Annotated in this window: 22 protein-coding genes and 1 pseudogene; 8 read left to right on the forward strand and 15 right to left on the reverse strand. The window is 38.0% G+C overall.

Going from position 1 to position 23,414, the window contains the following annotated elements:
• Positions 1 to 391 precede the first annotated feature (391 nt).
• The 12 genes and pseudogenes from ylqF to VOI46_RS16380 all read right to left on the reverse strand — a co-directional run bounded on the left by ylqF (position 392) and on the right by VOI46_RS16380 (position 14,942).
• Positions 392 to 1,345 (reverse strand): ribosome biogenesis GTPase YlqF, encoded by a 954-nt coding sequence (gene ylqF / locus VOI46_RS16325; protein ID WP_282337693.1) that lies wholly within the window; start codon positions 1,343 to 1,345, stop codon positions 392 to 394.
• A 221-nt stretch (positions 1,346 to 1,566) separates the two neighbouring features.
• Positions 1,567 to 1,827, reverse strand: coding sequence for a hypothetical protein (locus VOI46_RS16330; RefSeq protein WP_039488691.1), 261 nt, complete (start codon positions 1,825 to 1,827; stop codon positions 1,567 to 1,569).
• 14 nt (positions 1,828 to 1,841) lie between these two features.
• On the reverse strand, positions 1,842 to 2,495 hold the full coding sequence (locus VOI46_RS16335) for a hypothetical protein (RefSeq protein WP_152609344.1): 654 nt from the start codon (positions 2,493 to 2,495) through the stop codon (positions 1,842 to 1,844).
• Between the two features lie 301 nt (positions 2,496 to 2,796).
• A complete protein-coding gene (locus VOI46_RS16340; RefSeq protein ID WP_256851595.1) occupies positions 2,797 to 3,489 on the reverse strand; it encodes a macro domain-containing protein in 693 nt (230 codons plus the stop codon).
• Positions 3,490 to 3,523: 34 nt separating this feature from the next.
• A complete protein-coding gene (locus VOI46_RS16345) occupies positions 3,524 to 5,434 on the reverse strand; it encodes a DarT ssDNA thymidine ADP-ribosyltransferase family protein (RefSeq protein WP_324738091.1) in 1,911 nt (636 codons plus the stop codon).
• Between the two features lie 109 nt (positions 5,435 to 5,543).
• Positions 5,544 to 5,651: pseudogene (locus VOI46_RS16350) on the reverse strand (single-stranded DNA-binding protein); the annotation flags it as partial.
• Positions 5,652 to 6,042: 391 nt separating this feature from the next.
• Entirely contained in the window at positions 6,043 to 9,156 is a 3,114-nt protein-coding gene (locus VOI46_RS16355; protein WP_324738092.1) for a type I restriction endonuclease subunit R, read from the reverse strand.
• Positions 9,153 to 10,193, reverse strand: a complete 1,041-nt coding sequence (locus VOI46_RS16360) for a virulence RhuM family protein (protein ID WP_324738093.1) — start codon at positions 10,191 to 10,193, stop codon at positions 9,153 to 9,155. Before VOI46_RS16360 ends, VOI46_RS16355 begins: the two co-directional genes overlap by 4 nt.
• A 4-nt stretch (positions 10,194 to 10,197) precedes the next feature.
• Positions 10,198 to 11,844, reverse strand: coding sequence for an AAA family ATPase (locus VOI46_RS16365; protein WP_324738094.1), 1,647 nt, complete (start codon positions 11,842 to 11,844; stop codon positions 10,198 to 10,200).
• Entirely contained in the window at positions 11,845 to 13,032 is a 1,188-nt protein-coding gene (locus tag VOI46_RS16370; protein ID WP_324738095.1) for a restriction endonuclease subunit S, read from the reverse strand. It lies immediately after the preceding gene.
• Positions 13,029 to 14,594, reverse strand: a complete 1,566-nt coding sequence (locus VOI46_RS16375) for a type I restriction-modification system subunit M (RefSeq protein ID WP_324738096.1) — start codon at positions 14,592 to 14,594, stop codon at positions 13,029 to 13,031. The genes VOI46_RS16370 and VOI46_RS16375 overlap by 4 nt, the downstream gene beginning before the upstream one ends.
• A 165-nt stretch (positions 14,595 to 14,759) precedes the next feature.
• Entirely contained in the window at positions 14,760 to 14,942 is a 183-nt protein-coding gene (locus VOI46_RS16380) for an AlpA family transcriptional regulator (protein WP_324738097.1), read from the reverse strand.
• Positions 14,943 to 15,066: 124 nt separating this feature from the next.
• Here VOI46_RS16380 and radC point away from each other — a divergent pair, with 124 nt between their 5' ends.
• From radC to VOI46_RS16400, 4 genes are read left to right on the forward strand one after another with little or no spacing between them, the layout of a single operon-like run.
• Complete coding sequence (gene radC, locus VOI46_RS16385) at positions 15,067 to 15,540, forward strand: DNA repair protein RadC (RefSeq protein WP_024595466.1); 474 nt, start codon at positions 15,067 to 15,069, stop codon at positions 15,538 to 15,540.
• A 12-nt stretch (positions 15,541 to 15,552) separates the two neighbouring features.
• On the forward strand, positions 15,553 to 15,972 hold the full coding sequence (locus VOI46_RS16390; protein WP_324738098.1) for a DUF2787 domain-containing protein: 420 nt from the start codon (positions 15,553 to 15,555) through the stop codon (positions 15,970 to 15,972).
• 12 nt (positions 15,973 to 15,984) lie between these two features.
• The gene (locus tag VOI46_RS16395; RefSeq protein WP_197176839.1) at positions 15,985 to 16,545 is read left to right on the forward strand and encodes a tyrosine-type recombinase/integrase; all 561 of its coding nucleotides are present in this window, start codon (positions 15,985 to 15,987) and stop codon (positions 16,543 to 16,545) included.
• A 53-nt stretch (positions 16,546 to 16,598) separates the two neighbouring features.
• Entirely contained in the window at positions 16,599 to 16,838 is a 240-nt protein-coding gene (locus VOI46_RS16400; RefSeq protein ID WP_099295144.1) for a hypothetical protein, read from the forward strand.
• A gap of 174 nt (positions 16,839 to 17,012) precedes the next feature.
• Here VOI46_RS16400 and VOI46_RS16405 read toward each other — a convergent pair whose 3' ends face one another.
• Positions 17,013 to 17,684, reverse strand: a complete 672-nt coding sequence (locus VOI46_RS16405; protein ID WP_182760924.1) for an inovirus Gp2 family protein — start codon at positions 17,682 to 17,684, stop codon at positions 17,013 to 17,015.
• A gap of 458 nt (positions 17,685 to 18,142) precedes the next feature.
• Here VOI46_RS16405 and VOI46_RS16410 point away from each other — a divergent pair, with 458 nt between their 5' ends.
• Positions 18,143 to 19,435, forward strand: a complete 1,293-nt coding sequence (locus VOI46_RS16410; RefSeq protein ID WP_324738099.1) for a hypothetical protein — start codon at positions 18,143 to 18,145, stop codon at positions 19,433 to 19,435.
• 6 nt (positions 19,436 to 19,441) lie between these two features.
• Here VOI46_RS16410 and VOI46_RS16415 read toward each other — a convergent pair whose 3' ends face one another.
• Complete coding sequence (locus VOI46_RS16415) at positions 19,442 to 20,647, reverse strand: tyrosine-type recombinase/integrase (protein ID WP_248443756.1); 1,206 nt, start codon at positions 20,645 to 20,647, stop codon at positions 19,442 to 19,444.
• Positions 20,648 to 20,951: 304 nt separating this feature from the next.
• Between VOI46_RS16415 and VOI46_RS16420 the strand changes: the two genes are divergently transcribed.
• Positions 20,952 to 21,488 (forward strand): YaeQ family protein, encoded by a 537-nt coding sequence (locus tag VOI46_RS16420; protein ID WP_024033976.1) that lies wholly within the window; start codon positions 20,952 to 20,954, stop codon positions 21,486 to 21,488.
• Between the two features lie 17 nt (positions 21,489 to 21,505).
• Entirely contained in the window at positions 21,506 to 22,111 is a 606-nt protein-coding gene (locus VOI46_RS16425) for an alpha/beta hydrolase (RefSeq protein ID WP_004585990.1), read from the forward strand.
• On the opposite strand, the gene VOI46_RS16430 is transcribed toward VOI46_RS16425, so the two are convergent.
• Positions 22,108 to 22,317, reverse strand: coding sequence for a hypothetical protein (locus VOI46_RS16430; RefSeq protein ID WP_004585991.1), 210 nt, complete (start codon positions 22,315 to 22,317; stop codon positions 22,108 to 22,110). The genes VOI46_RS16425 and VOI46_RS16430 overlap by 4 nt on opposite strands.
• Positions 22,318 to 22,663: 346 nt before the next feature.
• Here VOI46_RS16430 and VOI46_RS16435 point away from each other — a divergent pair, with 346 nt between their 5' ends.
• Positions 22,664 to 23,137: a Dps family protein gene (locus VOI46_RS16435; protein ID WP_004585992.1), complete on the forward strand. Its 474-nt coding sequence runs from the start codon at positions 22,664 to 22,666 to the stop codon at positions 23,135 to 23,137.
• Positions 23,138 to 23,414 lie beyond the last annotated feature (277 nt).

Here is a 23,414-nt window from a genome sequence, read left to right on the forward strand (position 1 = left end):
AAACAAAAACTAATAAGAAGGGTCGTGAAGTACACCTATGCGATGACTAAAAAACGCACTTAATAAAATAAGAATTATTTGCATTTAGGTGTTGACAGTTTATTAGATCTAACTGATAATCAATATCAACAAGACGGGAATGCATACCCACTTGTGACGGAATGAACTAATTTGTTTCTCGACCCTGAAACAACGTGTGGCGCACGTAAACAGCTATGGTTACTTGTTATGAACCGCAACGCCCCTTGATGTTGATGATAAGTAACCGCCCTACTATTTTACTTGCTACATTGCTCATATCGGTGACGGTAGATATGAAACTAAAAAAGCCCTTACGGGCTTTTTTTATGTCTGTAATTTAGTAAGTAACATACTCACATAAATTCACATATTAACGGCGGTTTTTACGTGCACGTGCACGGCGCTGTTTTTTCTCTTCTTCTTTAGCGGCTTTTTTGGCCTCTGCAGCGGCGCGTAAGCCAGCTACCATAATTTCTTCTTCTTCACGCATGGCTGGGGTTTCCATGGTAATACGGCCGATAATCCCATCACGTAATTCGTTAATCAGTATTTCAGACATTTTATAGGTGTCTATTTGGTTACCGCCACGAATACAACCACGCTTTTTACCGGCCATTTCTACAAACTCCCAGTCACTTTCTGGCAGTTCATCTATTTTATAGCGTGCTTTTAAAAGCTCTGGGTAGGCTTTTAATAAATACTCTGCGGTATAACTTGCCACATCTTCGTATTCAAGCGCTGTATCACGTATTGCACCGGTGGCACCTAAACGATAACCCGAGTTCTCGTTTTCTACTTTAGGCCACAGCATACCTGGTGTGTCGTAAAGCATAATGCCGTCTTCAAGCTTAATACGTTGCTGCGCTTTTGTTACCGCAGGCTCGTTACCCGTTTTTGCAACTATGCGCCCAGCTAATACGTTAATTAACGTTGATTTGCCTACATTTGGAATACCCATGATCATGGCTTTAATTTGCTTATCGGCGCCCACTTTGTGTGGCACTAATTTTTTACAAAGCTCATTAATACGGTGCACCTCAGCGGCTTTATCATGACCAAACGCAATCGCTTTTACGCCACTTTCTTGCTCAAAATAGTCTTTCCACGCTTGGGTCATTTTAGGGTCGGCTAAATCAGCCTTATTTAAAATTTTGATGACCGGCTTGCCTTCACGAAGCGTGGTTACCATAGGGTTTTCACTACTGTAAGGAATGCGTGCATCAAGCACTTCAATGATCACATCCATTTGCGGCATTATTTCTTTAATCTCATTACGGGCTTTATTCATGTGCCCAGGGAACCACTGTATTCCTGCTCTACTCATTTGATTTATATGACCTTTAATTTCAGGCCGTAGGCCATGGGTACTAATGTGGGTACTAAAAGTAAAACTATGCTTTTGTACTTTCGTTTCTGCAAATAGTTTACTACAAAATCGGCCTTGAACTCCCATAGAAAATAAAAACGATAAACTTAAAGTGGTTTATAAACTTTAGATACCAACTATAAAAAATTAGTAAAGCACTATACCAACCACAGTCTTAGCTAAAAAATTCCTTTAAACGTACCAAGAATATAGTTTAGATATAACAATGCTCCAATGATTGCACTTGGAAATTTTAGGTACCATTTAACATCGCTGCTTAAAATCATAATGAATATCATAATAGGTAGACTAAGTAGTACACCACCAAACCATCCTTTGAAACCTCCTATAAAGCCATCACCCATAAAGCCTATTACAGCAAATGTAGCGGCAAAACCAAACATTATAATAAAAGGTATTTTTTCTAATAACTTGTCCATTAAAACAACCTTCCTTAGTAATTGCAGCTATATTCAGATGGCATATCAACCGAGTATTTATATTCCTTCGGCTCTTTAAAATTTAAACGATCTATTGTCTGTGCTATCAAAAACTCATACATGCCACGATCTGAACAACCCTCTTGGCTTGAAGAGGAAAAACTAAATAATATTTTTTCATCTGAATTTACAGAAAACCAATTTGTAGAAAAGTAGTAATTAGTGAAGTATCCCGTATTAGTTGAACTACCTGTTATACCTAATGTTTTTTGTTTATTTTGAGTACAAAAAGTACCTGTACAATTGATAGTAGAGTAACCACTATCAATTAAACCATAATTTGATGTTTCATACTGATATGAGCCATTACTTTTACTAACGTTAATATAAACAACAGCATCAAAGTTAACTCCAGGTACTGGAAGGTCTTTATAGGAATATACATTTTTAAACCCTCTCTGCTTCAGTGAGTAAATAACGTGATCGATATAATATTTAGATTCAAGAGTGTTAAAATTCTCACCTTGTGCTGCAAAAACAGCGATATAAGTATCTGTATAAAACTTAAAGTTAGGATCAACTTGAGAAGAGTAACTCGCTTGCATAGTAGATTTACAAGATGCAATGAAGATAAGAAAAGTAAAAATGATTAGATGCTGAATGCGCACAATGCAGTCCTTTATAATTAGCGTTATTATATTGTATTTTATAAAGGTAACAATGTGAAGTTAGCTGCTTTTGTATAACTCTAGAGGTCAGAGCTATAAAGCTGGGGAATATTGAGCCGATTGGGCCTTATCATTCAGCAATACTGCATAAAAGGGAAGCATCACGCTTCCCTTTAAAATAGTTTTAAGCTGTTTGTGCTTTTAAATTTAGCCAGTCTTCTTGTTTTTACTTTATTCCAAACAACAAAGATCTAGGCATCCTTCACTTACATGCGAATCAAAAATTGTGGCAACTTCGTTATTATAAAAATAAATCATTCTGCTGCACATGATTATCTAACTTTTGGCTATATGAAAATATTTTTTCAACTGTTTTGATTCCAACACCTTGTATCGATAAAAGCTGATTTAGCTGATATATACGGCCTTCCTTAATGGCTTCTAAAATTCTTTCAATATAGATAATTTTAACTCCGCTCTCAACGGATATTTGCTTACTCGATAAAGGCGTTATTTTTTTAGCGAACTCGATATACAAATCATCATTAGCTGTTGCGGAATACTCATAAATTTCGATATCAATATTAAGCTCTGATAGGTATGACTGCATAATAGCAAGGCTAACATCACTATCTATCCCACCTCTACCCCCGCCTAAAATAGGAAAAGCTATCGATTTTATATTTTTATCTTGATAGGTATCTACAAATTTTTTTAGGCCTTGGTGAAGATATGACTCTTTTGACGGGTATTTCCAGCTCAACTTAGTCGGAAAATTCAGAATCAATTTTAGCTCTGATTTATATATCCAAAGGAGCCCTATATCTAGTTTTTTTGCATCACATAGAGCCTCGTACTTTATGAACATGTCTGGGTAACGTAATTTAAACTCTAAGGCTAACCCCGCCCCCATAACGCCGTCACAGTTAACGGGATTTACTAAGAAATCACATTTAGAATTAAATATGTTTCCACTTATTACTTTAACACCCATAACAATACCTTAGTTAATAACTCTGAATGTGATGCTAGAAAAACAACTTAGAGTCAACAACAACGTCAATATCCATTTTGTTATCTTCACACATTTTTTTTATCCGTCGTTGTACACTTACATTCTGACAATAAATACAATAAAGCTTATCAATAGCTACCTTTTCATAAACTAAGCATTCACTCATCATTATCGATTTTAATTCTAAATCTATAATCCCATTTTGGCTCCAGCTTGAACTAAAAACCTTAGACCAGTTAAAAAAAGCTAGCTCATTTATATCAGACGTAAAAGTTGTCTTCAGTGAGGATGCATTACCTCTCGAAAAAATAGCTTTAGGGGACGCTATAACTTTTTTACTAAAAGATAAGATAACAACCTCTGCTCCAAACTCTTTTTGAACCTGGAACAACATGGCATTTTTAACATTAAAATAAAAAGGTACGTAGTCATGTACTGAATATTTATATATAGGCTCTTTCTTTGCACGTCTTGCATTTACTAACTCATTACTTATATCAACTTTTTGGGCCTTATTATTATGAGGTAATAAGCCTTTAGAGAGAATGCCTGGAAGATTAGCAATGTGTGTAATGTGCATTAAATAACTAATGTTTACCCTTTCAAGTGAAGGGATCTTAAAGTTAAAGATCACATTATTAAGTGCATCATTCGACCACACAATCCAACGTTCATTTTTTTCATTTCCTCTATACATACCACCAAACTGTTTACCTTTGTTTGTTAGGTAATACTTTTTATTTTCAAAGAAAATTAGGCCAATTTCAATTAGGTACTTAAAGAAGCCATTCCTATTTTTAATACCGTTATTTCTACATAGCACTGTTGTGGAAATTAGCTCTGCTCTTGCATTCGTTTCAGCGCTTCTATTGGCACATTCAATGGCATCCTTGCGCCTTAAAATTGATTCTCTGAACTTATACTTTGAATTTATTTGATGCTTAGCTTTAGCCCGTTTTGCCTCAACATGCTTAAACTCTTGATCAAATTTGTGGCTAACATGAACCGAACTTATATTTTGAAAACTTGATCCACATGCCATACAGCTTAATATTGAATAGTCTTTACTATTGGTTCTCCGTAATACAATATTGCATTTCTCACAATATAAAGAACTCTCTTGGGGTTTGATAAAGGTTCTGCATTTCACAACACTACTGCTAATCCCTTCTAGTTCCTCTTTTTTTAAGCTATTAACTCTATGAAGCTCTTCGCTTAAGCTAAATGGAAAACTAGGGCTCTCATCTTCGATAAAAGTGTGATGAGCGCTTTGTGTTAGGGAAGTATTTTCATTATTTTTTTGGGGGCCTAGTGAACATGTTAAAAGCTCAAAATTCTCTTGAGTTGAGCTATCTTCTAAGTATTTATTAGCAAGTTTTAATGTACCTTTTTTACTTGATAAAGAAGTAGTATTTTCAGTTGTTAAAGCTGGTTTAACATCAACTTTAGTTCTCAATTCAGCGAGCTTAACTCGGTTATGTTGTGAGGATTGCGTTAAAAAGAAATCAGTCTTTTGCTTGTCTACCTTCGTTAATTGCCTTGAAGTTTTAACTGATAAAGTTTTAGTTCTTTGCTCAAGGGCTTTTGTACTTTTCTCTGATATCGTCTTTGTATTGACCGTTTTATTTAAGCGTAACGGTGATTCAGTATTACGTTTGTTTTTTGTACAAGCCCTTTTTGAAATCTCTACACTGCTTTTTTGAGGACCTTTTTCAGCATCAGAGCTATTAGAGATCTTATTAATTAATGTCCCTAAAAAAACAGTGATCAATAAAACATGAGGCATAGCTGCAATCAAGCAAATTGGATTTAAACACAAACCAAAAAATAGCAGTTGATTAAGAAACATAACAAAAATAAATGTACCAGTGTATAAACTGGCTATTTTTTTAGTCTTAGCCCACAGATGACTTAACCAACTCATTTAACTACCAACATGCTCAAACTATATCCATATCAAAATTTTAATCTTTCCTAGTTAAGACTTATTACGATTGAGTCCCAAGTTCTTACAGTCTTAGTTTAACTGTGTGCTAGAAGGGGATATCGTCATCAAAATCGATTGTGGGTTCCATAGAGTCAAATGAGCTAAACCCACTTTTTTTATTAGGAGCATCTTGAGAAGGCTTTGGAGCGAAACCTGTATATCCCTGAGGTGTCTTATCCTGTAAAAACTCAGTATCGATGATGTTTGTTATATCACTTGAAAAATTAACACATCTATTTAAAGTAATGTTTTCGGCAAGCTCTTCTTGAGTTTCACAACGGTATACTTCTCTTTGGCAGGCCTCACAGAACTTGATGTCAAAATTATGAGTTGCAGTTAACTTATCCCATTTTTGGTCACATGAGTAGCCCCACGCACAATTCCTTATATACTCTTTTGTCATTCCCTTTCCTAATCTAATAAAGTTGAACTTAAAAACGATAATTTCTTACTTAGTATCACTAAAGTGCTACTCACCAAGAGAGTAGATTCTGTAGAATCTAAATTATCTCTCAAGTGAACAGCACTTAAATAGATCGTGATTTTTATATCTGCCCACCAACACCTTTAAACTTCTCAACAAAAGCGGCGATTTTCTGAAACACCGTTTGCTTCTGAGTTCGGTACTGTGGGTTCAATGGGCTAAGTTTGGGCAGCGCCTCATTCAGTGCAGTGCCATTTTCAGAGGCGTACTCACGTTTGAGTGATGACGCAATATAGCGTTTGGCAGCATCGATATTGAGCTTTTCAGAGGCAATAATGACATCGGCTTCGCGCTTCTGCTCCGCTTGGGCGAACTTGAAGAAGGCGTCGATAATGCTGGCTTTGTCATTGATCTCATCTAGGTTTGTCTGGTTAATAAAATCAACCACCAAGCTCTCTTTCGCTCTATTGCCAAGGCTACCGCGAATCATGCGACGAACTTCTTCAATCAAGCCTTCTTTACTCTTGTTCTTCTTATTGTGATCAAAAATCAGTTCAAGAATGTAATCAAGGTTAATTTCTTGAGATTTAAGCAAATCAACTTCAAAGACCACATCGTTCCAGTCTACCGTTGACTTATCTTTGTCCTGACCTTCTTTATCGCGTCGCAACCAGTCACGGGTATCATTGTAAGTAGAGCGATAATCTTGAATAGCACGTTCGCTCGGCATATCGATGGTTTGCATTGCCTCGATGTCTGCATCATCCAGATAGTACTTTGACTTGAACTCTTTAACAGCTTGTTCATCACTGATATCTAAGCTTTGCAGTGCTTTTAATCCAGCAAACTCATCGTAGTTTTGTAAAATATTTTCTGCTTTTAGATATTCACCAAACAGCTTGGCAAACTCTTTTTTATCTTGTTCTTTTTCAATATTTTCTGGGTTTGGAAAACGTTCTTGCAACTCTTTTACGATATCAACAAAACCTCGACGCGCTTGGCCAGTAGCAATATCGTTAAAGCCTTCCATGTATTCTTTGTAGCTCTTCTCCAGCACCACGTTTTTGGTGTTTTTGTCACCAAACAGGGTTATGGCATCAATGGTCGCCTGTTCCAAGTCACGAAAGGTAACAATATTGCCAAAGGTCTTAGTCGCATCATAAATGCGGTTAGTGCGAGAAAACGCCTGCATCAAACCGTGATAACGCAAATTCTTATCAACAAACAAGGTGTTGAGCGTCGGTGCATCAAAGCCCGTTAAAAACATACCCACCACGATGAGCAAGTCTATTTCTTGGTTCTTAACTCGTTGGGCAAGGTCACGGTAGTAGTTCTGAAAGCCATTACTGTCTACGCCGTAGTTAGATTTAAACATGGCGTTGTAATCGTTAATCGCGGCGCTCAAAAACTCTTTTGCGCTACTATTCATGGCATTGACTTCAAAGCTCTCATCTAAAATATCACCAATGGCGTCCTGCTCTTCATTAGCAGCAAATGAGAAGATAGTCGCAATGCGCAGAGGTTTACTTGTGGGGCTATTTTCTGCCTCGGCCTGCAATGTTTTGAAGGTTTCATAGTACGCTTTCGCTGCATCAACACTACTTACCGCAAACATGGCGTTAAACCCTTTTGCACCAGAATAGGCTCGATGAGTTTTCTGGTTAAAATGGCTCAGAATATACCGCGAGATTTCACTAATTCGCATGGGATGTAAAAACGCTTTCTTATTCTCGGCGGCACTGAGTTTTTTATCGTCTTGTTCAGTCTCAATGCTCTTAAATTGCGGACGAACATCGTTATAGTCCACTTTGAATTTAAGTACTTTTTCATCACGAATGGCATCCGTGATAACATATGTATGCAACTGCTGGCCAAACACGTCGCCCGTGGTTTCTGCACCCAAGGCGTTTTCAGGGAAAATTGGCGTACCGGTAAAGCCAAACTGGTAGTACTTTTTGAATTTCTTCTTCAGATTTTTCTGCGCCTCACCGAATTGGCTGCGGTGGCACTCATCAAAAATAAACACCACTTGCTTGTTGTATATCGCTAAATCGCTCTCATTCTTTATTAAATTGTTGAGCTTTTGAATAGTGGTAACAACAATCTTGTTATCGTCTTTATCCAGGTTGCTTTTTAGCCCTGCGGTACTGTCTGAACCATTCACACTATCAGGCGAAAATCGCTGATATTCTCTCATAGTTTGAAAATCGAGATCTTTTCTGTCTACCACAAAAAAGACTTTATCAATACTGTCTAAATCGGTGGCTAAACGTGCCGCTTTAAAGCTGGTGAGTGTTTTTCCTGAACCCGTGGTGTGCCAAATGTATCCGCCACTTTCAGGCTTAGCCCAATCTTTAGCGTTAAACGCGCTCTTTATCTTCCATAAAATGCGCTCAGTGGCGGCAATCTGGTAGGGGCGCATGACCAACAAAGTATTGCTGACATCAAACACCGAGTAACGCAATATCACTTCAAGCAACGTCTCTTTCTGGAAAAAAGTGGCGGTAAAGTCTTTTAAATCCTTAATAAGCGTATTGTCAGATTTTGCCCAGTTCATCGTAAAGTCGAAGCTGTTTTTGTCACGTTTCGTGGTATTGGCAAAATAGCGCGTGTCGGTGCCATTAGAGATCACAAACAGCTGCAAGAACTTGTACAGTGAGTTCTCCGCATTAAAACTTTCTTTACTGTAGCGATGTATTTGGTTAAACGCCTCGCGGATCGCCACACCCCGTTTTTTCAGTTCAATTTGCACCAAAGGCAAACCATTGACCAAAATCGTCACATCATAACGGTTTGCATGGCTTCCCGTTTGTTCAAACTGCTTAATCACCTGCACTCTGTTACGAGCAATGGTCTTCTTGTCGAATAGGTAGATATTTTCTATATGGCCATCATCGAAGACAAAATCGAAGATATAGTCACTGTGCACCTTACGGGTTTTATCAAGAATATTGTCGCTTGGTGTGTTCAGGTATTGCTCACAAAAGCGAGCCCACTCAGCATCGGTAAATTCCACCTTATTAAGGAATTGTAGCTGCTTGCGCACATTCGCCAGCATGGCATCAGGCGTGGTTAGCGCAGGTAAATACTCATAGCCTTGATTGCTTAGATCCTGAATCAGCTCACGCTCTAAATCACCTTCGCTCTGAAAGTTTTCTGCTACTTTCCAGTCTTTAGTGTATTTATCTAAAACAATAAAATTATTGGATTCTGCCACTGTTTTATAAGTCGTCATTCGTTTACATCCTTTTTCTTACTTCCATGCCCAAGTAGCTTTTTAACCTCGCGGTCAAAGTCAGATTCTATTTTTTGTTGTTTGTTAAATTGCTCATAAGCTTCATGGGCTTTTTGCTCAGCCGCCTTGCGGGTTACATTGCCATAGCCTTCTAACACTTGGTACTCATTAAAGGCTAAAAACTTATTCACACTTTCAGCGAAGGCTTCCATGGTAAAAGTATTACGGCGTTCAATAATACCTTCTATGTAATCAAAAAATGCTGACACAGCGCGTTCGAGCTTTTTAATTTCATCTTCTGCCAGATAGTTTTTCGCAACCGTAGTGTCTGATTTGAGTATTCTACCTTCAGGTGCATTTTTATAAGTGCTCATGCCCATTAATGGCTTATTAGCGTCAGCTTTAAGGGCAATGATTTCAGCCGCAGTATGGCCGGTAATCGCAAAGTGAAACTTGTCTTGTACATGAGCATAAAACAGCCGCGTAGTTTCTGATTTTGCATCGTAATCAATACTACATTCTGCAAAAATGTCAGTGATTTGCTGATAAATACGTCGCTCACTGGCACGAATGGAGCGAACGCGCTCTAGCAGCTCTTTAAAATAATCTTTACCAAATAAACGGCCATTCTTAAGACGCTCATCATCCATGGCAAAGCCTTTGATGATGTAATCTTTAATCAGTTGTGTTGCCCAAATACGAAATTGCGTGGCTTGCGCTGAATTTACCCGATAGCCAACAGAAATCACCGCATCAAGGTTGTAATATTTGACTGTTTTGGTTTGAGTTTTGTCAGCAATAGCGCCATGTGCAGTGGTATTTTCCAAAATGGAAATAACCAGTTCTTCTTGTAGTTCGCCACTTTCAAAAATATTTTTCAAATGCTTAGAAATAGCAGGAACACCCACAGCAAATAATTCGGCAATGCGTTTTTGGGTCAGCCAAATGGTTTCGCCACTGAGTAGCACTTCCACTTTAACGTCACCATTGGGTGCGGTATAGAGTAGAAATTCAGAGGTTTGGTCTTGTATGGTCAAATTCTTATTGGTCACCTTCAGCCTCCAGTTTCAAAAAGCCATATTCACTGCTTAAAAAATTAACAAGTTCTTCTAGTTTTACTTTATCATTTTCTTCAACCTCTCCAGTCTCTTCACCTGCATGTGCAGAATGACTAGATAACTGTAGAATTCGATTGGCATATGAGTCGAAAGAATTATCAGCGACTTTGGGAAGAAGGCTTTCCCATTTATCGTGCCCTAAAAACGTAGCGGTTTTCTCTAAAATATTTCTTATAAAATTAAAGTGATACTTTTTAACTTGATTATCATTAATGGCTTTTCTTATCTCCGACAATAAGTGCAAATGATATGAAAATGGCGTTTTTACACCAAGTTCAATTAAATCAAACTTCTCTTCGATACTTTTGTTTAAACGATATTTCTGGCATTGGTTTGGCTTATAGTTCCAAACACGCGGCTGAGTTTCAGGATTTTTACACCATTTATTATTAAACTCATTAGATAACACATTATAAAAAAGCGGGTTATGAGTGGTAATTACGAACTTAATATTACATTCACTTGATTTTATAAGGCTTGCTAAATTAACGGCTAATTCAATTAAGTGGTTATCATCTAAAGAGCTTACCGGATCATCGATAAAAACATACTCAAGTTCATTAAAATAGTCATCTTCACGTTTATCTATATCAGGTTCTTTTAAGATCTCCATAACTTCTTCAAGTAGCGTAAAAAAAACACTCCACACGAAGTTACTTTCTTCACCTTTGGATATTTTAATCGGCGGGGTATGTTCTGTTCCACGCTCATAGGTAAATTTAACTTCCGGAAAGGTACTAATATTAACTCTTCGACCATTCTCAGATATTTGTTTTGTTTGTTCAATAAACTGAGGCGTTAACTTATTATTGGTATAGCGCTGAAAGTTGGTAATAATGTTTTGATCTTGTCCACGATCTCTTATGATCCAATCGGTAAACGTATTGGGTTGGATTTTTAACTTCGGCTCTGAATCAGCATCTAAGTCGTTATCCCAGTAAAACAAGTCTTCCGTAAACGCGTTGTAATACAAAATCTTGTGGCGCGACAGTGGCGCTTGCTCTGCACCATCAAGATCATCAAGCCCATCTTCCTTTGGCGCGATAATCTCTTTAAATTCACGGGATAAACGCGTCTTACCTGTGCCATTAAAGGCATAGATTAACTGCACTTTTTTATCAGTATTCTTTAATTTATGAGCAATCCCTGCAAGTGATTTTAAATACTCCCCATAAAATTCAGAAATATCACATTTCTTAACGGCCCAATGCCCCCGGTGAAACTCAAAATCATCGATATCTAATTTTTGTTGTTCCTCCTTTAGAAGACCTCTGGTTAAAGGGTGGTAGTCTTTGCCAAATCTATACTTAATGCGTAAATTATTAGAATTAACTTTAATATCGGTAATTTTCCCAATTCTTGCATCAACGACTTCATTCTCGACCGCAAACATGGTTGGCAGATTCTTGAGCTTATTTATTGCATCCTGATCTAATGATTGAAATTGCCCTTTGATAGCTGCTTCCGTGTATTCAAGAAACCTGTCTTTCGGAATCGTGAATTCCCCTTGATCGCCTGAGTAAAAGCTAGGCACGCTTGCCATGATCAGATTGTACATTTGACAGCTCATTTACGCTGTTTCCTCCATAGGTTTGGGGAAGCTCAATAACATGTCACGATAATACTCGTATTGCTTTTGGCGTAGCTCAATTTCGCGGGGCAAACCTTCTTGCAGTGAAGTTGTTAACGTATCGAATTTATCCAAAATAGAAACTATTCGAGCCTGCTCAATAAGTGATTTTTTGGGGTCATTTGGAAAAGGAATTGGAACTGTGAGCTTTTTGACCATTGGAACTGTAAGTTGCGGGATCCCAGCCTCAGTACCACCAATGGGAGTCATATCTAAAACATAGTTTAAATATCTTGTACTGATTATATTTTTGTTGGCTATTAAAACAATTAGACGAATAATTGGTGTGAACTTAGCTTCTCGAACAGTGTGGTATCCGACTTTTGCACCACGCGCAGAGACGGTTACTGCATCGCTGTCAATTTTATAGTCATCAGTGAAACCATATAATCCTTTTTCGCCTGTAGCGTTTGCATAGATTGGATATGGATATTCATCAGTTGGATCGGTCTGACCTTTAGAACTATTTTTAGGTACATCTCCGCCAGCAGAAATAGAGGCACAAAGATCCTCTAATGTTCTCCATTCTACGCCATCATTTTCAGCACTCAACAACTGATCTCGGTAGTAGTTGTATTGTTTTTTACGCATGTTAAGCTCGGCGGTCAGCTCGGCGGTCATGGCGGTAAATGCGTCCAGAATACGCACTATTTCAGCTTGTATTGCCAGCGATTTCTCTGGGTTATCTGGGCATGGGATGGGGAGCGGTATATCAACCAGCTTTCCTTTGGTCAGCTTGGCACGACCACCACCAGATAAAAACGGAACAAAGTTAACAATACAAAGATAGTGATATAGGTAGCGTGTATTGATAACTTCTTTACCTCTCACAACATGAACATGGTTGTTTGCCCAGAACCTACCCGTTGCGTATTGAATAGAGTAGTTCTCAAGACTTGCTGAACCATCTTCAGCAATAAGCACGAACTCTCCATCATGTGTGTAGCCGTCAACATAATCTTGAATGTTATTTGCGCCATAATACGGCGTTTCTCCTGCTACACGCAGCGCTGCTTTTACGGGCTTTCGACCACTATTGGCTATTTCAACCGCGTGTTCATTCCCTAGCGTCGTCCATTCAACCTCAACCCCATCCAGCAGTTTCTCTAAATAGTTCAACTGACTCATGCCTCAAGCTCCTCACCTTCAATTTCCGCTACAATGGCGTCAATATCACTGCGAAGAGCATCAATTTTAGCAACAGTGGTTTTAAGTTCGGCATTAAGCTCTGTAATGTCCACTGGCTCGCGGTTGTCTTTAGCTTCTACATAACTACTTACCGAAAGGTTGTAGCTGTTACCTGCGATAACATCCAAATCAACACATTTGGCAAAGTGCTCCACATTCTCTTTACTGGCAAACACCTTCATGATCTCTTCTATGTGCTGATTGGTGATAACGTTGGTATTGGTTTCCTTTTTAAAGTAAGCCTCGCCACTGGCATCGATAAATTGGGTGGTGGTGTCGGTTTTATGTTTAGACAGCACCAAAATATTTACCGCAATGGTGGTGCCAAAGAACAGATTTGGTGCCAGTGAAATCACGGTTTCCACGTAGTTGTTATCAACAAGGTACTGGCGAATTTTTTGCTCTGCGCCACCACGATAGAAAATCCCAGGAAAACAAACAATCGCCGCACGGCCTTTACTTGATAAATAATTCAGTGCATGTAATACAAAAGCAAAGTCGGCTTTTGATTTAGGTGCAAGTACACCAGCGGGCGCAAAGCGGTCGTCGTTGATTAGGGTTGGGTCGTCACTGCCAATCCATTTCACCGAATAAGGCGGGTTAGAGACAATCGCATCAAACGGCTTGTCATCTAAAAAGTGCGGTTCGGTTAAGGTATCACCCAACTGAATATTGAACTTGTCGTAATTAATGTTATGCAAAAACATGTTCATACGCGCCAAGTTGTAGGTGGTGTGGTTGAGCTCTTGACCAAAAAAACCATCTTCAATGATATGCGCATCAAAATGCTTTTTGGCTTGTAGCAGCAACGAACCAGAACCCGCCGCAGGATCATAGATTTTATTCACACTGGTTTGGCCATGCATGGCGAGCTGCGCGATCAGTTTTGAAACGTGCTGAGGCGTAAAAAATTCGCCACCTGATTTACCCGCATTGGCGGCGTAATTTGAAATAAGGAACTCGTAAGCATCACCAAACAGATCGTTTTCGTTATCTTCAAATTGAGTGATGTTAAGTCCAGCTACGCCTTTTAATACCGCAGCAAGGCGTTTGTTTTTTGCCTCTACCGTATTACCCAGACGATTACTGGTGGTATCAAAATCCGCAAACAAGCCTTTGATGTCTTTTTCTGAATCATAGCCATTGGCTGAGTTTTCGATTGCAGCAAAAATGGCCGCCAAATCCGTATTTAAATTTTCGTTTTTGTGCGCATTGGCAGCCACATTGCTAAACAACTGGCTTGGAAGAATAAAGTAACCTTTGGTTTTAATGGCATCTTCTTTTGCAAACTTGATGTTTTCATCATCATCAGACATCGCCGCATAATTAACACTTTCATCACCGCCTGTGATGTAACTAACAAAGTTTTCACTGATAAAGCGATAGAACAAAGTACCCAACACGTACTGCTTGAAGTCCCAACCATCTACTGAACCTCGCACATCGTTAGCAATAGCCCATATTTGTCGTTGAAGCTCAGCACGTTGTTGATTACTTGTCATTTCTTTATTCCCGTAAAGTACGTTATTTAATATTAAGCCGCATATTTTAGTAAGTCAGATAAAGCCAATACGAGCTTTATCTGACTTACTTTTCATTCAAATAATACTACCACAAATTCTATATAATCAATCTGCTGCTTCAGTTTATAAATAGTTTTATTGTCTTTACACTTCCCTTTCACCAATTCTTTCCATAATCCAGTCATCCACTTCTGACTCAAGCCAGGCTACAGATTTTGCACCCAACGATACTTGCTTTGGGAATCTGCCATCAGTCATAAACTCATAAATTGTTGAACGACCAAGTGATGTTTTTTCGATTACTTCTTTTAATTTGATTAAACGCATGGAATTTCTCCGGTTGGTTATTAGTTCATAACCTTTCCGGGGTTAGTATTTTTTTATGCCCTCAAACAAAAAACTTACACATATACATCACTAACTTGCATGAACCACTTAAGAGGAATTTACAATGCAAGGTCAACAGTCGTTATATGAATTTAAACACCCCGTAAATGATGAGCAAATACTTGAAGCTGCTGCATACATAATCGCTAAGAAGCAGTTTAGAGATGGCGTTTTAAATAGCCCTAATGATTGCGAAGAGTACTTAAAACATAAACTCGCAATACATGAACATGAAGTATTTGCCGTCCTGTTTTTAGATAGCCAGAACCGCATACTGGAGTTTAAAGAGCTATTTAGAGGCACTATTAACGCTGCTAGCGTTTATCCTAGAGAAGTTGTTAAAGAGGTGCTGGAGCTTAATGCTGCATCCGTTATATTGGCGCATAACCACCCTTCAGGCGTTACTACGCCTTCTCAAGCAGATAAACTCATTACTACCAAATTACAGCAGGCACTTAACCTAATTGATGTATCGGTGCTTGATCACATCATCATTGGCGAAAGCACTTATTCATTTGCTGAACATGGCTTAATTTAAAAGGAGTTAAATATGGCGTTAAAAATAGAGCAAGTATCAGGCTTAAAAGTGCCTGACTCTTTTATTGGTGTGATTGTAAGTGCAGTTACTAATGGAGGTGATTCTGTAGGAGTAGCTAAGGCGGTTACACTTAACTTTAGAGATCCAGACTACAGCCCTGAAGCTGGAGGCTTTCACCCTGTAGAGGTTAGGTTAGAAAAGCAGGCCACCAGCTGGCAGCTTATTTATATTACTGACTTTTCGTATCAGGGCCGTCATACCCCTGAACTGATAAAAGAAATTGATGTGTGCTTTAGCATTAAGCAGGTTTATCACTTTTTAGCTGGTTGGTTGAATGCTAGAGAAGGTAAAGAGTTGTTAGCCTTGTTCATTTCAAACTTTGTTGAGTACTACAACACAGGTTGTTATCAGGTTACGGTTACTACTGAATAAAGGGAGGTTTTTATGGCTGAAGTACAAGCAGTTAAAGATCTTGATACAGTAAGGCTTGTTAGTTACTTACTAGAAAAGCGTTGCTCAAGACAAATGAGCCAAATATGGAATATTGGCTTAAATCTCGCGCTTAGAATATCTGATTTACTCGCGGTGAAGTTCACTGACATAAACAATGATAGGTTGATTATCTATGAGTCAAAGACCTCGAAATTAGCTGAAATAAAGCTAAATGATAAGGCGCTTACCTTAATCAACGAAATCAAACTGACTCATCCACACCACATCTACTTATTTCAATCATACCGAAATCAACAAGCAATTAACTCAAAACCTAAACCTCTGTCTCGTAGAGCGGTTACAAAAGCATTTGCGCTAGTTGGTGAAGAACTAAACATTCATTTAGGTACTCACTCAATGCGTAAAACTCGCGGTTATCACTTGTATCAGAAAACCCACGACATCGCCCGAGTAATGAAAATGCTTCGCCATAGCTCCGAAGCAACAACACTTCGTTATATAGGCATAACACAGGAGGAAATAGACAAAGACTTTGAAGAACTAGAGCTATAACCATTAGTAGCGTCATTCTGACGCTGATTTTACTTAACTAAAAGGAAGGCATTATGTCTTTAGATAAAGCCGTTTCGTGCGGCTTAGTTGGTAATGAGCTATCTAAACAAATTACTGGCAGTAGTGACTCTAGCGTAAGCAGAACAGCCGTGGCTATAGGCTCCGGTGCAGCTGCTGGAGCCCTTACATCTGGTGCAATAGTAATTGGTGCAGGCGTTGCCTCTGCGCCTGTTACAATCCCTTTGGCGGTAGCTGGTGGGATAGTTGCTGGTATTGCTAGTTTATTTGATTAGTTAAATACGAGTGCTCTATATGAGCACTCTTTTATAGTGTAATAACACCGTTTATTTTTTAAGTTCTCATAATGGTATTTTGGGAACTTGCCATCCCTTATATACTAAGGGTTTGAGCTTATTTAGCTAGTTGAAGGTCTCAAAACACTGTTAAGTAGCTTAATGGGAAGTTGATTACCTTCTGCTGCAACCAAAGTAATTATCTTTACTACCAAAAGCTTTTGTATCAACTTTTGCAAAATAACTAACTCTAAAGAATAGCTGTTCAAAATCCTCTGCAAAGTTTTCACTGTTCCTATTAAGCCTGTATGTATGATTATCAGGAAATTCTACACACTTACCTGCATCATAGGTTTCAATACCTATAGACTTGGCCCAAGCCCTTATTATACGAGAAGCCATATTATCACCATTACCTTGATAATTACCTAAACCATAATAAGTGTCTTTATTCAGAAAAATCGCAACATGATAATGAGGCATGCAAGAGCTATCTTGCTCTTTAACCCATATGTATCTCAAACTACTATGGTGAGCATTACCGTTTCTTTTAATTTTATCTTTAATGTCACGCTTTATTTCTAGATCAAGATTCTTAAAAAAGCTCGATATATGCGATGTTTGTAAACTTGCGATTTGATCAATAATCCCAAAGCTAACTGGAAATCTTAAATCAAATCTAATAGCCAAAGTCCTAGGATGTTCATTCAGGCTTTGAGTTAGAACCTGCTCAATAGATATTAAATAATTTTGTATCAAGTCTCCTTTATTCCATACAGGAATATTTTTGTAGAACCCTACTTTGTTTATCACTAAGTTCCTATTAACTGGATGACGTTTATTCATAATTTCCTCTTAATTTAATTAGTCACATAAGAGGTGTCTCCTTAGTAATTATTTATCCATTATTCCTTAATATGTTTGGAGAGATAGTGCCGTGTATATATTACCTATACAGAAAAACAACCCATCAGATTTGTGTAGTATGAATCAGAAAACCATAGGCTGTTGAGTTGAATTTAACAGAAAGAAAAAAGAGAAAAGTAGTACCGATGTGGGATCAATTCATCTACCTACAAAGCTTAATATTTGCTTTTTCAAAACTAGCATGCGATAGATCATAAAATCAAAACTAAGAAAATAAACACCAAAGAACAGCTTACCCCAGTAAAAACGTGCCCATAAAAAGCATCTTAGTTACGTATTTTTTACTATATATAGTTTGATTTTTTATGAATAAATCACTTATAAATTATGCTTTAGTTATGCTATAAATGAACTTCACTTAATAAGGAATTACAAAAATGTCATGGCTAGACACATTCAAAAATGATGAAAGATCACTCTTGTGGTTAGTTAAATATATTCATCACACTGAGTTGTTTCAGGTAAATCAACTCCCTAAAAACATTAAAGAAGCTCGCTATATTATTCAGTGTTGGGAAAATGAATCCATTAATGAAACAGGGTGTCGTCTCAAGTATGAATTGAGAAAGTTAATGAAGAGTTACTTTGCAAATATGCTACCTATTGAGAGTTTCAATTGGCTGTCAGATAGTGAGCCAAAACAGTTATGCTGGGTATTTTTTTACTTGAAATTTAACCCTCCTAAACGCTATTACTACGCCCCCCCAAATAAGTACTTTCGAGATTTTGCTTGTAACGTTAAAGAGATTTACCCTCTAATCATTAGAATTTTTGATGCTACACTTTGCGTCGAAGAAGTTAAACAAGACTACTTACTGACTATGAAGCGCAGCTATTCACAGTTTGTAACAGGTAAAACACCACTTCCATGGTTAGATATAAAAGATGAAAAAACATGTATCTGGGTTTGGCGTTATCTAATAGAGAAACTAGAGGTAGCTTCAGGGAAAAAAGATACGCTCCAATTCATAAAACCAATTGATAATGAGACAATCTATTGGTCTGTTATTGCGTTGATAAGTAATTGGAATTTTTTAAACGGTCGCTACTTAGAGCGTTTCACTGCACCACTAACAAGTATTACTCTAGTTAGTAAGTACTTTTCTAAAAAGAAGGTTTCTAATCACAATAATACCGTAAATATTACAGCGAGAAATGCGCCCTTCATCGACCTGAACACAGAAAACAGCTCTGAGGTCACAAATAAAACACCTTTTTTAGAATTATATTCGCATTATCTAGAATTAAAAAACAAAGACAAAGCTGCTCTTAAAAAAGCCTCATTAAAATCATTGAACTGCGATCAATATGCACATTACAAAGTTAATCCATATCCTAATAGCGCAATCATGGGATATGTAGAAAGAAAATATAACGGTATAAGATTTACAATAGACGGTATAAATACTTATCAGGATATACCCGTTCACTCTAATGCATTGAAATTAAATATAGTTTTTGTTGGTTTAAAAAAAGACAAGCTACCAACAACAAGTGAACTAACTACAGCATTATACAACGCACACAAACAAAATATACTTCGCCAAAAGAATAATAACCTCTTTGGTTTAACCAAAGCCAACCAAAAAAAACTAACCAACTACGCTAAAAAACTAAATACTACAGAGAGAAAAGCTCTCAATGAAATAGTCAAAGCAAAACTTGATTAAGTACATTTATTTGAGACTAGCCTGCTCAATTAACTCACTCCACCAGCCCATTATTGGTCTGCGTTGCTCTAAATAATCAGAGCGGTTATATGCCGCTCTTGTTTCATTTTCATCTGCGTGGGCTAAGCAGGCTTCAACTAACAGACTATCGTAACCTTTTTCATGAAGTGCTGTAGAGGCGACAGAACGCAGTCCATGGGCTACCAGCTTACCTTTGTAGCCTAAACTGCGTTTAATGGCTGCATTGACCGTATAGGTGCTTGCATGACTCTTCTCATTACGTTCACTCGGGAATACATATTCATGGTGACCGCTGAGTGGCTTCATTTGCTCAAGTATTGCCAAAGTAGCAGACGTTAAAGGTACTCGGTGCGCTCTTCTGCGTTTCATTTCTTCGGCTGGGATCGCCCATACAGCCTCTTCAATATTAATGTCAGCCCACTTAGTGCCTGCGGCTTCCTTTGAGCGAGTCATAGTGTGCAATTGCCACAAGATTAAAAGTTTAGTTTTATTCTGAATAGTTTGTGAGTTATTCAAAGCAGTTAAAAAATCAGGGAGCTCTTCAGGCTTAATAGTAGCCATATGTTCTACTTTATTTTTAGTAAATACTTTTATGATTTTTGCTAGTGGATTGGCATTGATGAAACCATGGTTTACTGAGTAATCCATGATTTGATTCAGGCTTTGGCAAATACGCTTGATTGTAGAGTGTTTACCGTCAGCCTCAAGTGGCCTGAGAATTTCAATGGTATCAATCGCTGTAATGCTTTCTAAAGGCATGCCCTTCATTTTCGGGAAAATATACATCTCAAGCGTTCGCCATTCTCTAGCTGCATGATGAGGTGTAACAGTTGGCTTTTTTCGTTCAAACCAAAGCTCTGCGGCAGCTAAAAAAGTATTCGCAGCTTTTCGGCTCTCTGTTCGCTTTTTTGCAAGCTCATATGCCTTTGGGTTAATACCTTGCGCTAGTAGTTCTTGATACTCAATAGCTTTAGTACGTGCGTTAGCAAGCGATAGTGCTGGATAAAGCCCAAGGGGTAATTTATTAAATTTATCACTTATTGGATCTTTAAACTTAAATTGCCAAGATTTAGTACCACTAGGTAAAACACGCAGTTGAAGACCGCCACCGTCAGAAAGCGTTTGTTCTTTGCCTGTACTAGTAATTGATTTTATTTTCTTATCCGTTAGACGAACTACAGGCCTAGCCATAATAAGCTCCATAATGATGATTAAGGCTAGTATATATAAAACATAATCTCATGGGTACTAACGTGGGTACTAAAAATAGTAGAAGCAACAAGATTAGACTGGACAAATACGGAATAAAAACAGATTAAACACATGTTTTTTAAGGAGTTTAAGTAACACTACGGAGCGGCACGGAAGTTAATACAAGCGCCCAGGGAACCACTGGATAGCCATTTTTAACTCCTAACATATAATTTGACGCTATTTTAACTGGCAATTCATTTAATTGCGCTATACTGGCGCAAATTTTTTTAGATTAGATATTATGGCTCTTAAATCTACCATTATTAAAGCGCAATTATCGTTAAGCGATATGGACCGCCACGTGTACCAAGATTTTAATTTAACGTTGGCACAGCATCCCTCTGAAACCGAGCAACGCTTGATGATTCGCTTATTAGCCTATGCGCTAAATAGTTGTGATGGCTTAGAATTTACCAAAGGCTTAAGTGCCGACGATGAACCTGAGCTTTGGCATGTAAACTACAGTGAAGAAATAGAGCTGTGGATTGAGCTGGGCCTGCCAGATGAAAAACGTCTTAAAAAAGCCTGCAATAAAGCTAAAAAAGTGGTGCTTTATACCTATGGCGAAAACAACCAAGCTATTTGGTGGCAAAAACATCAACCTAAATTGTACGATTTTAAAAACTTAAGTATTTTTAGCCTTGATTACGCCGCTACTCAGGCACTTGCAGATTTAGCCGACCGTAATATAAAACTTACCATTACCGTTCAAGATGGTGATGTGTGGGTCAGTTCTGATACGGCTAATATCGAAATAAAACCACAACAGTTAATGTAAATTGTAGGTAAGGGCGTATGAAAATAAACCACGTTATTGTATTACACGGCCTTTATATGTCGGGCTTTGTTATGCGCCCGCTCTGCTCTCGTCTTGAACAGTCTGGAGTTAAAGTACTGAATCTCACTTACAATACGCTCGACCCTAACTTAAGCACCATATTTAAACAAATTGATGAGTTTATTGGTGATGAGCCCTCTGCATTAGTATGTCACTCTATGGGCGGATTAATTGCCCGCGCCTACTTAGAGGCAGGCACGCCAGCGAGTCACCATGTCACTAAAGTGATTACGCTTGGCACACCGCATCAAGGCAGCCACATAGCGCAAAAGATGAAGCAAAAAGGGTTTGAAACTTTTTTAAAAAACAGCGTCGAGTTTTTACTCACTAAAAATGGTAACTGGCCGTTTAAGGCCAAGCTTTACAGTATTGCTGGCGATTTGCCCATTGGGTTAATGCCGTTAATTGTCAAAGGCAGTCAGTCCGATGGCACCGTTTTACTAGACGAAACCAAGCTTAAAGGCATGGCTGAGCATAAAGTGTTTCATTTAAGCCATACCAGTATGATTTATTCTCGCCAAGTGCTTGAATACATTATTAAGTGCCTTAACGAAGCAGCCTAGTCTTCCCCCGCCTCTGCTATTTTATAACTGATTAAAAATATCACCCCCAAAATAAGTGGCATGGGTGCGGCAATGTAGCCAAACGTGTCGGCATTGGCAAAACTTGCGCCTGCTAAATGCGCCACCAGCCCCAATACAAATGCTATAACGGCTATACCTACCACTATGAACTCTGCTTTATTTTGTTTTACTGTTTTTGCATCCATAATCGCTCTCCAATAAATTTAAGATATTTATTTTGCTTGAGTGAATTATGCGCTACAGCCATAAGCATTTACTGATTTAGATCAATACATCAAATAGCCAATATTCAACCTTGTAGAAAACTTGTTTTAGATCATAATTTATCCATGTTTTGTCTTTATTTTATTGTTAAGGGGTAGAATTTTAATAAATTCAACCCATCTATATTGTATGAGTGATTTATTGCGCTGCACGTTATTAATAGTTAAAACCTATTGCATTGACTGGTTTAAACAATTTTACTAATTAATAGCACTGAGCAATAATGATCATCAGTTCATAAATAAACGGTTCATCAAGGAGCAAGGTATGTCACAGGTAAATGCAATTGGTTTAAACAGCGCAAAAAGCGAAGACATTGTTAAGTCACTCAATACATTATTGAGCAGCTACCAAATTCAATACATGAATGCGCGCGGTTTTCATTGGAATATTAAAGGCCGTAACTTTTTTGAATTACACATTAAATTTGAAGAGATTTACAATCTTCTGCTTGAAAAAGTAGATGAAATTGCTGAACGTATTTTAACGTTAGATGGCGCGCCACTACATGCGTTTTCTGATTACTTAGAAGTAAGTGAAATTAAAGAAGCTAAAAACATTAGCGATGGTACCGCAGCCGTAGAAAACCTATTAGCTGGCTACAGCACACTAATTAAAATGCAACGTGAAGTACTTACTCAAGCAGGCGATGCAGATGATGAAGGTACAGCGTCATTAATGGGTGATTATATTTCAGAGCAAGAAAAACTAGTATGGATGTTAAAAGCGTACTTAGACTAAGCTAAAAAATAAGCCCTCAAAAGGGGAGGGCTACAAATAGGGAGAATCGTAAATTTCTTTGCGATTCGGATACTATATTAGCGCCCCCTATTGACTAAACAACGCCACTGTTACCAGTGGCGTTGTTTTTGGTTTAAGCGGAGCATAAATAATTTTAAAGCAAACTAGCCCACCCTTTTCGCGCTTGCATTAAAAAGTCCCAGCAACGGCTGGGGCTTTTGTTAATACCAGCTCCTTAATTAAGTGAAGCTGGAAAAACTACAATTGTGCAGTATTA

Source organism: Pseudoalteromonas sp. CuT4-3 (genome assembly GCF_035666335.1).
Taxonomy (GTDB): Bacteria; Pseudomonadota; Gammaproteobacteria; order Enterobacterales; family Alteromonadaceae; genus Pseudoalteromonas; species Pseudoalteromonas atlantica.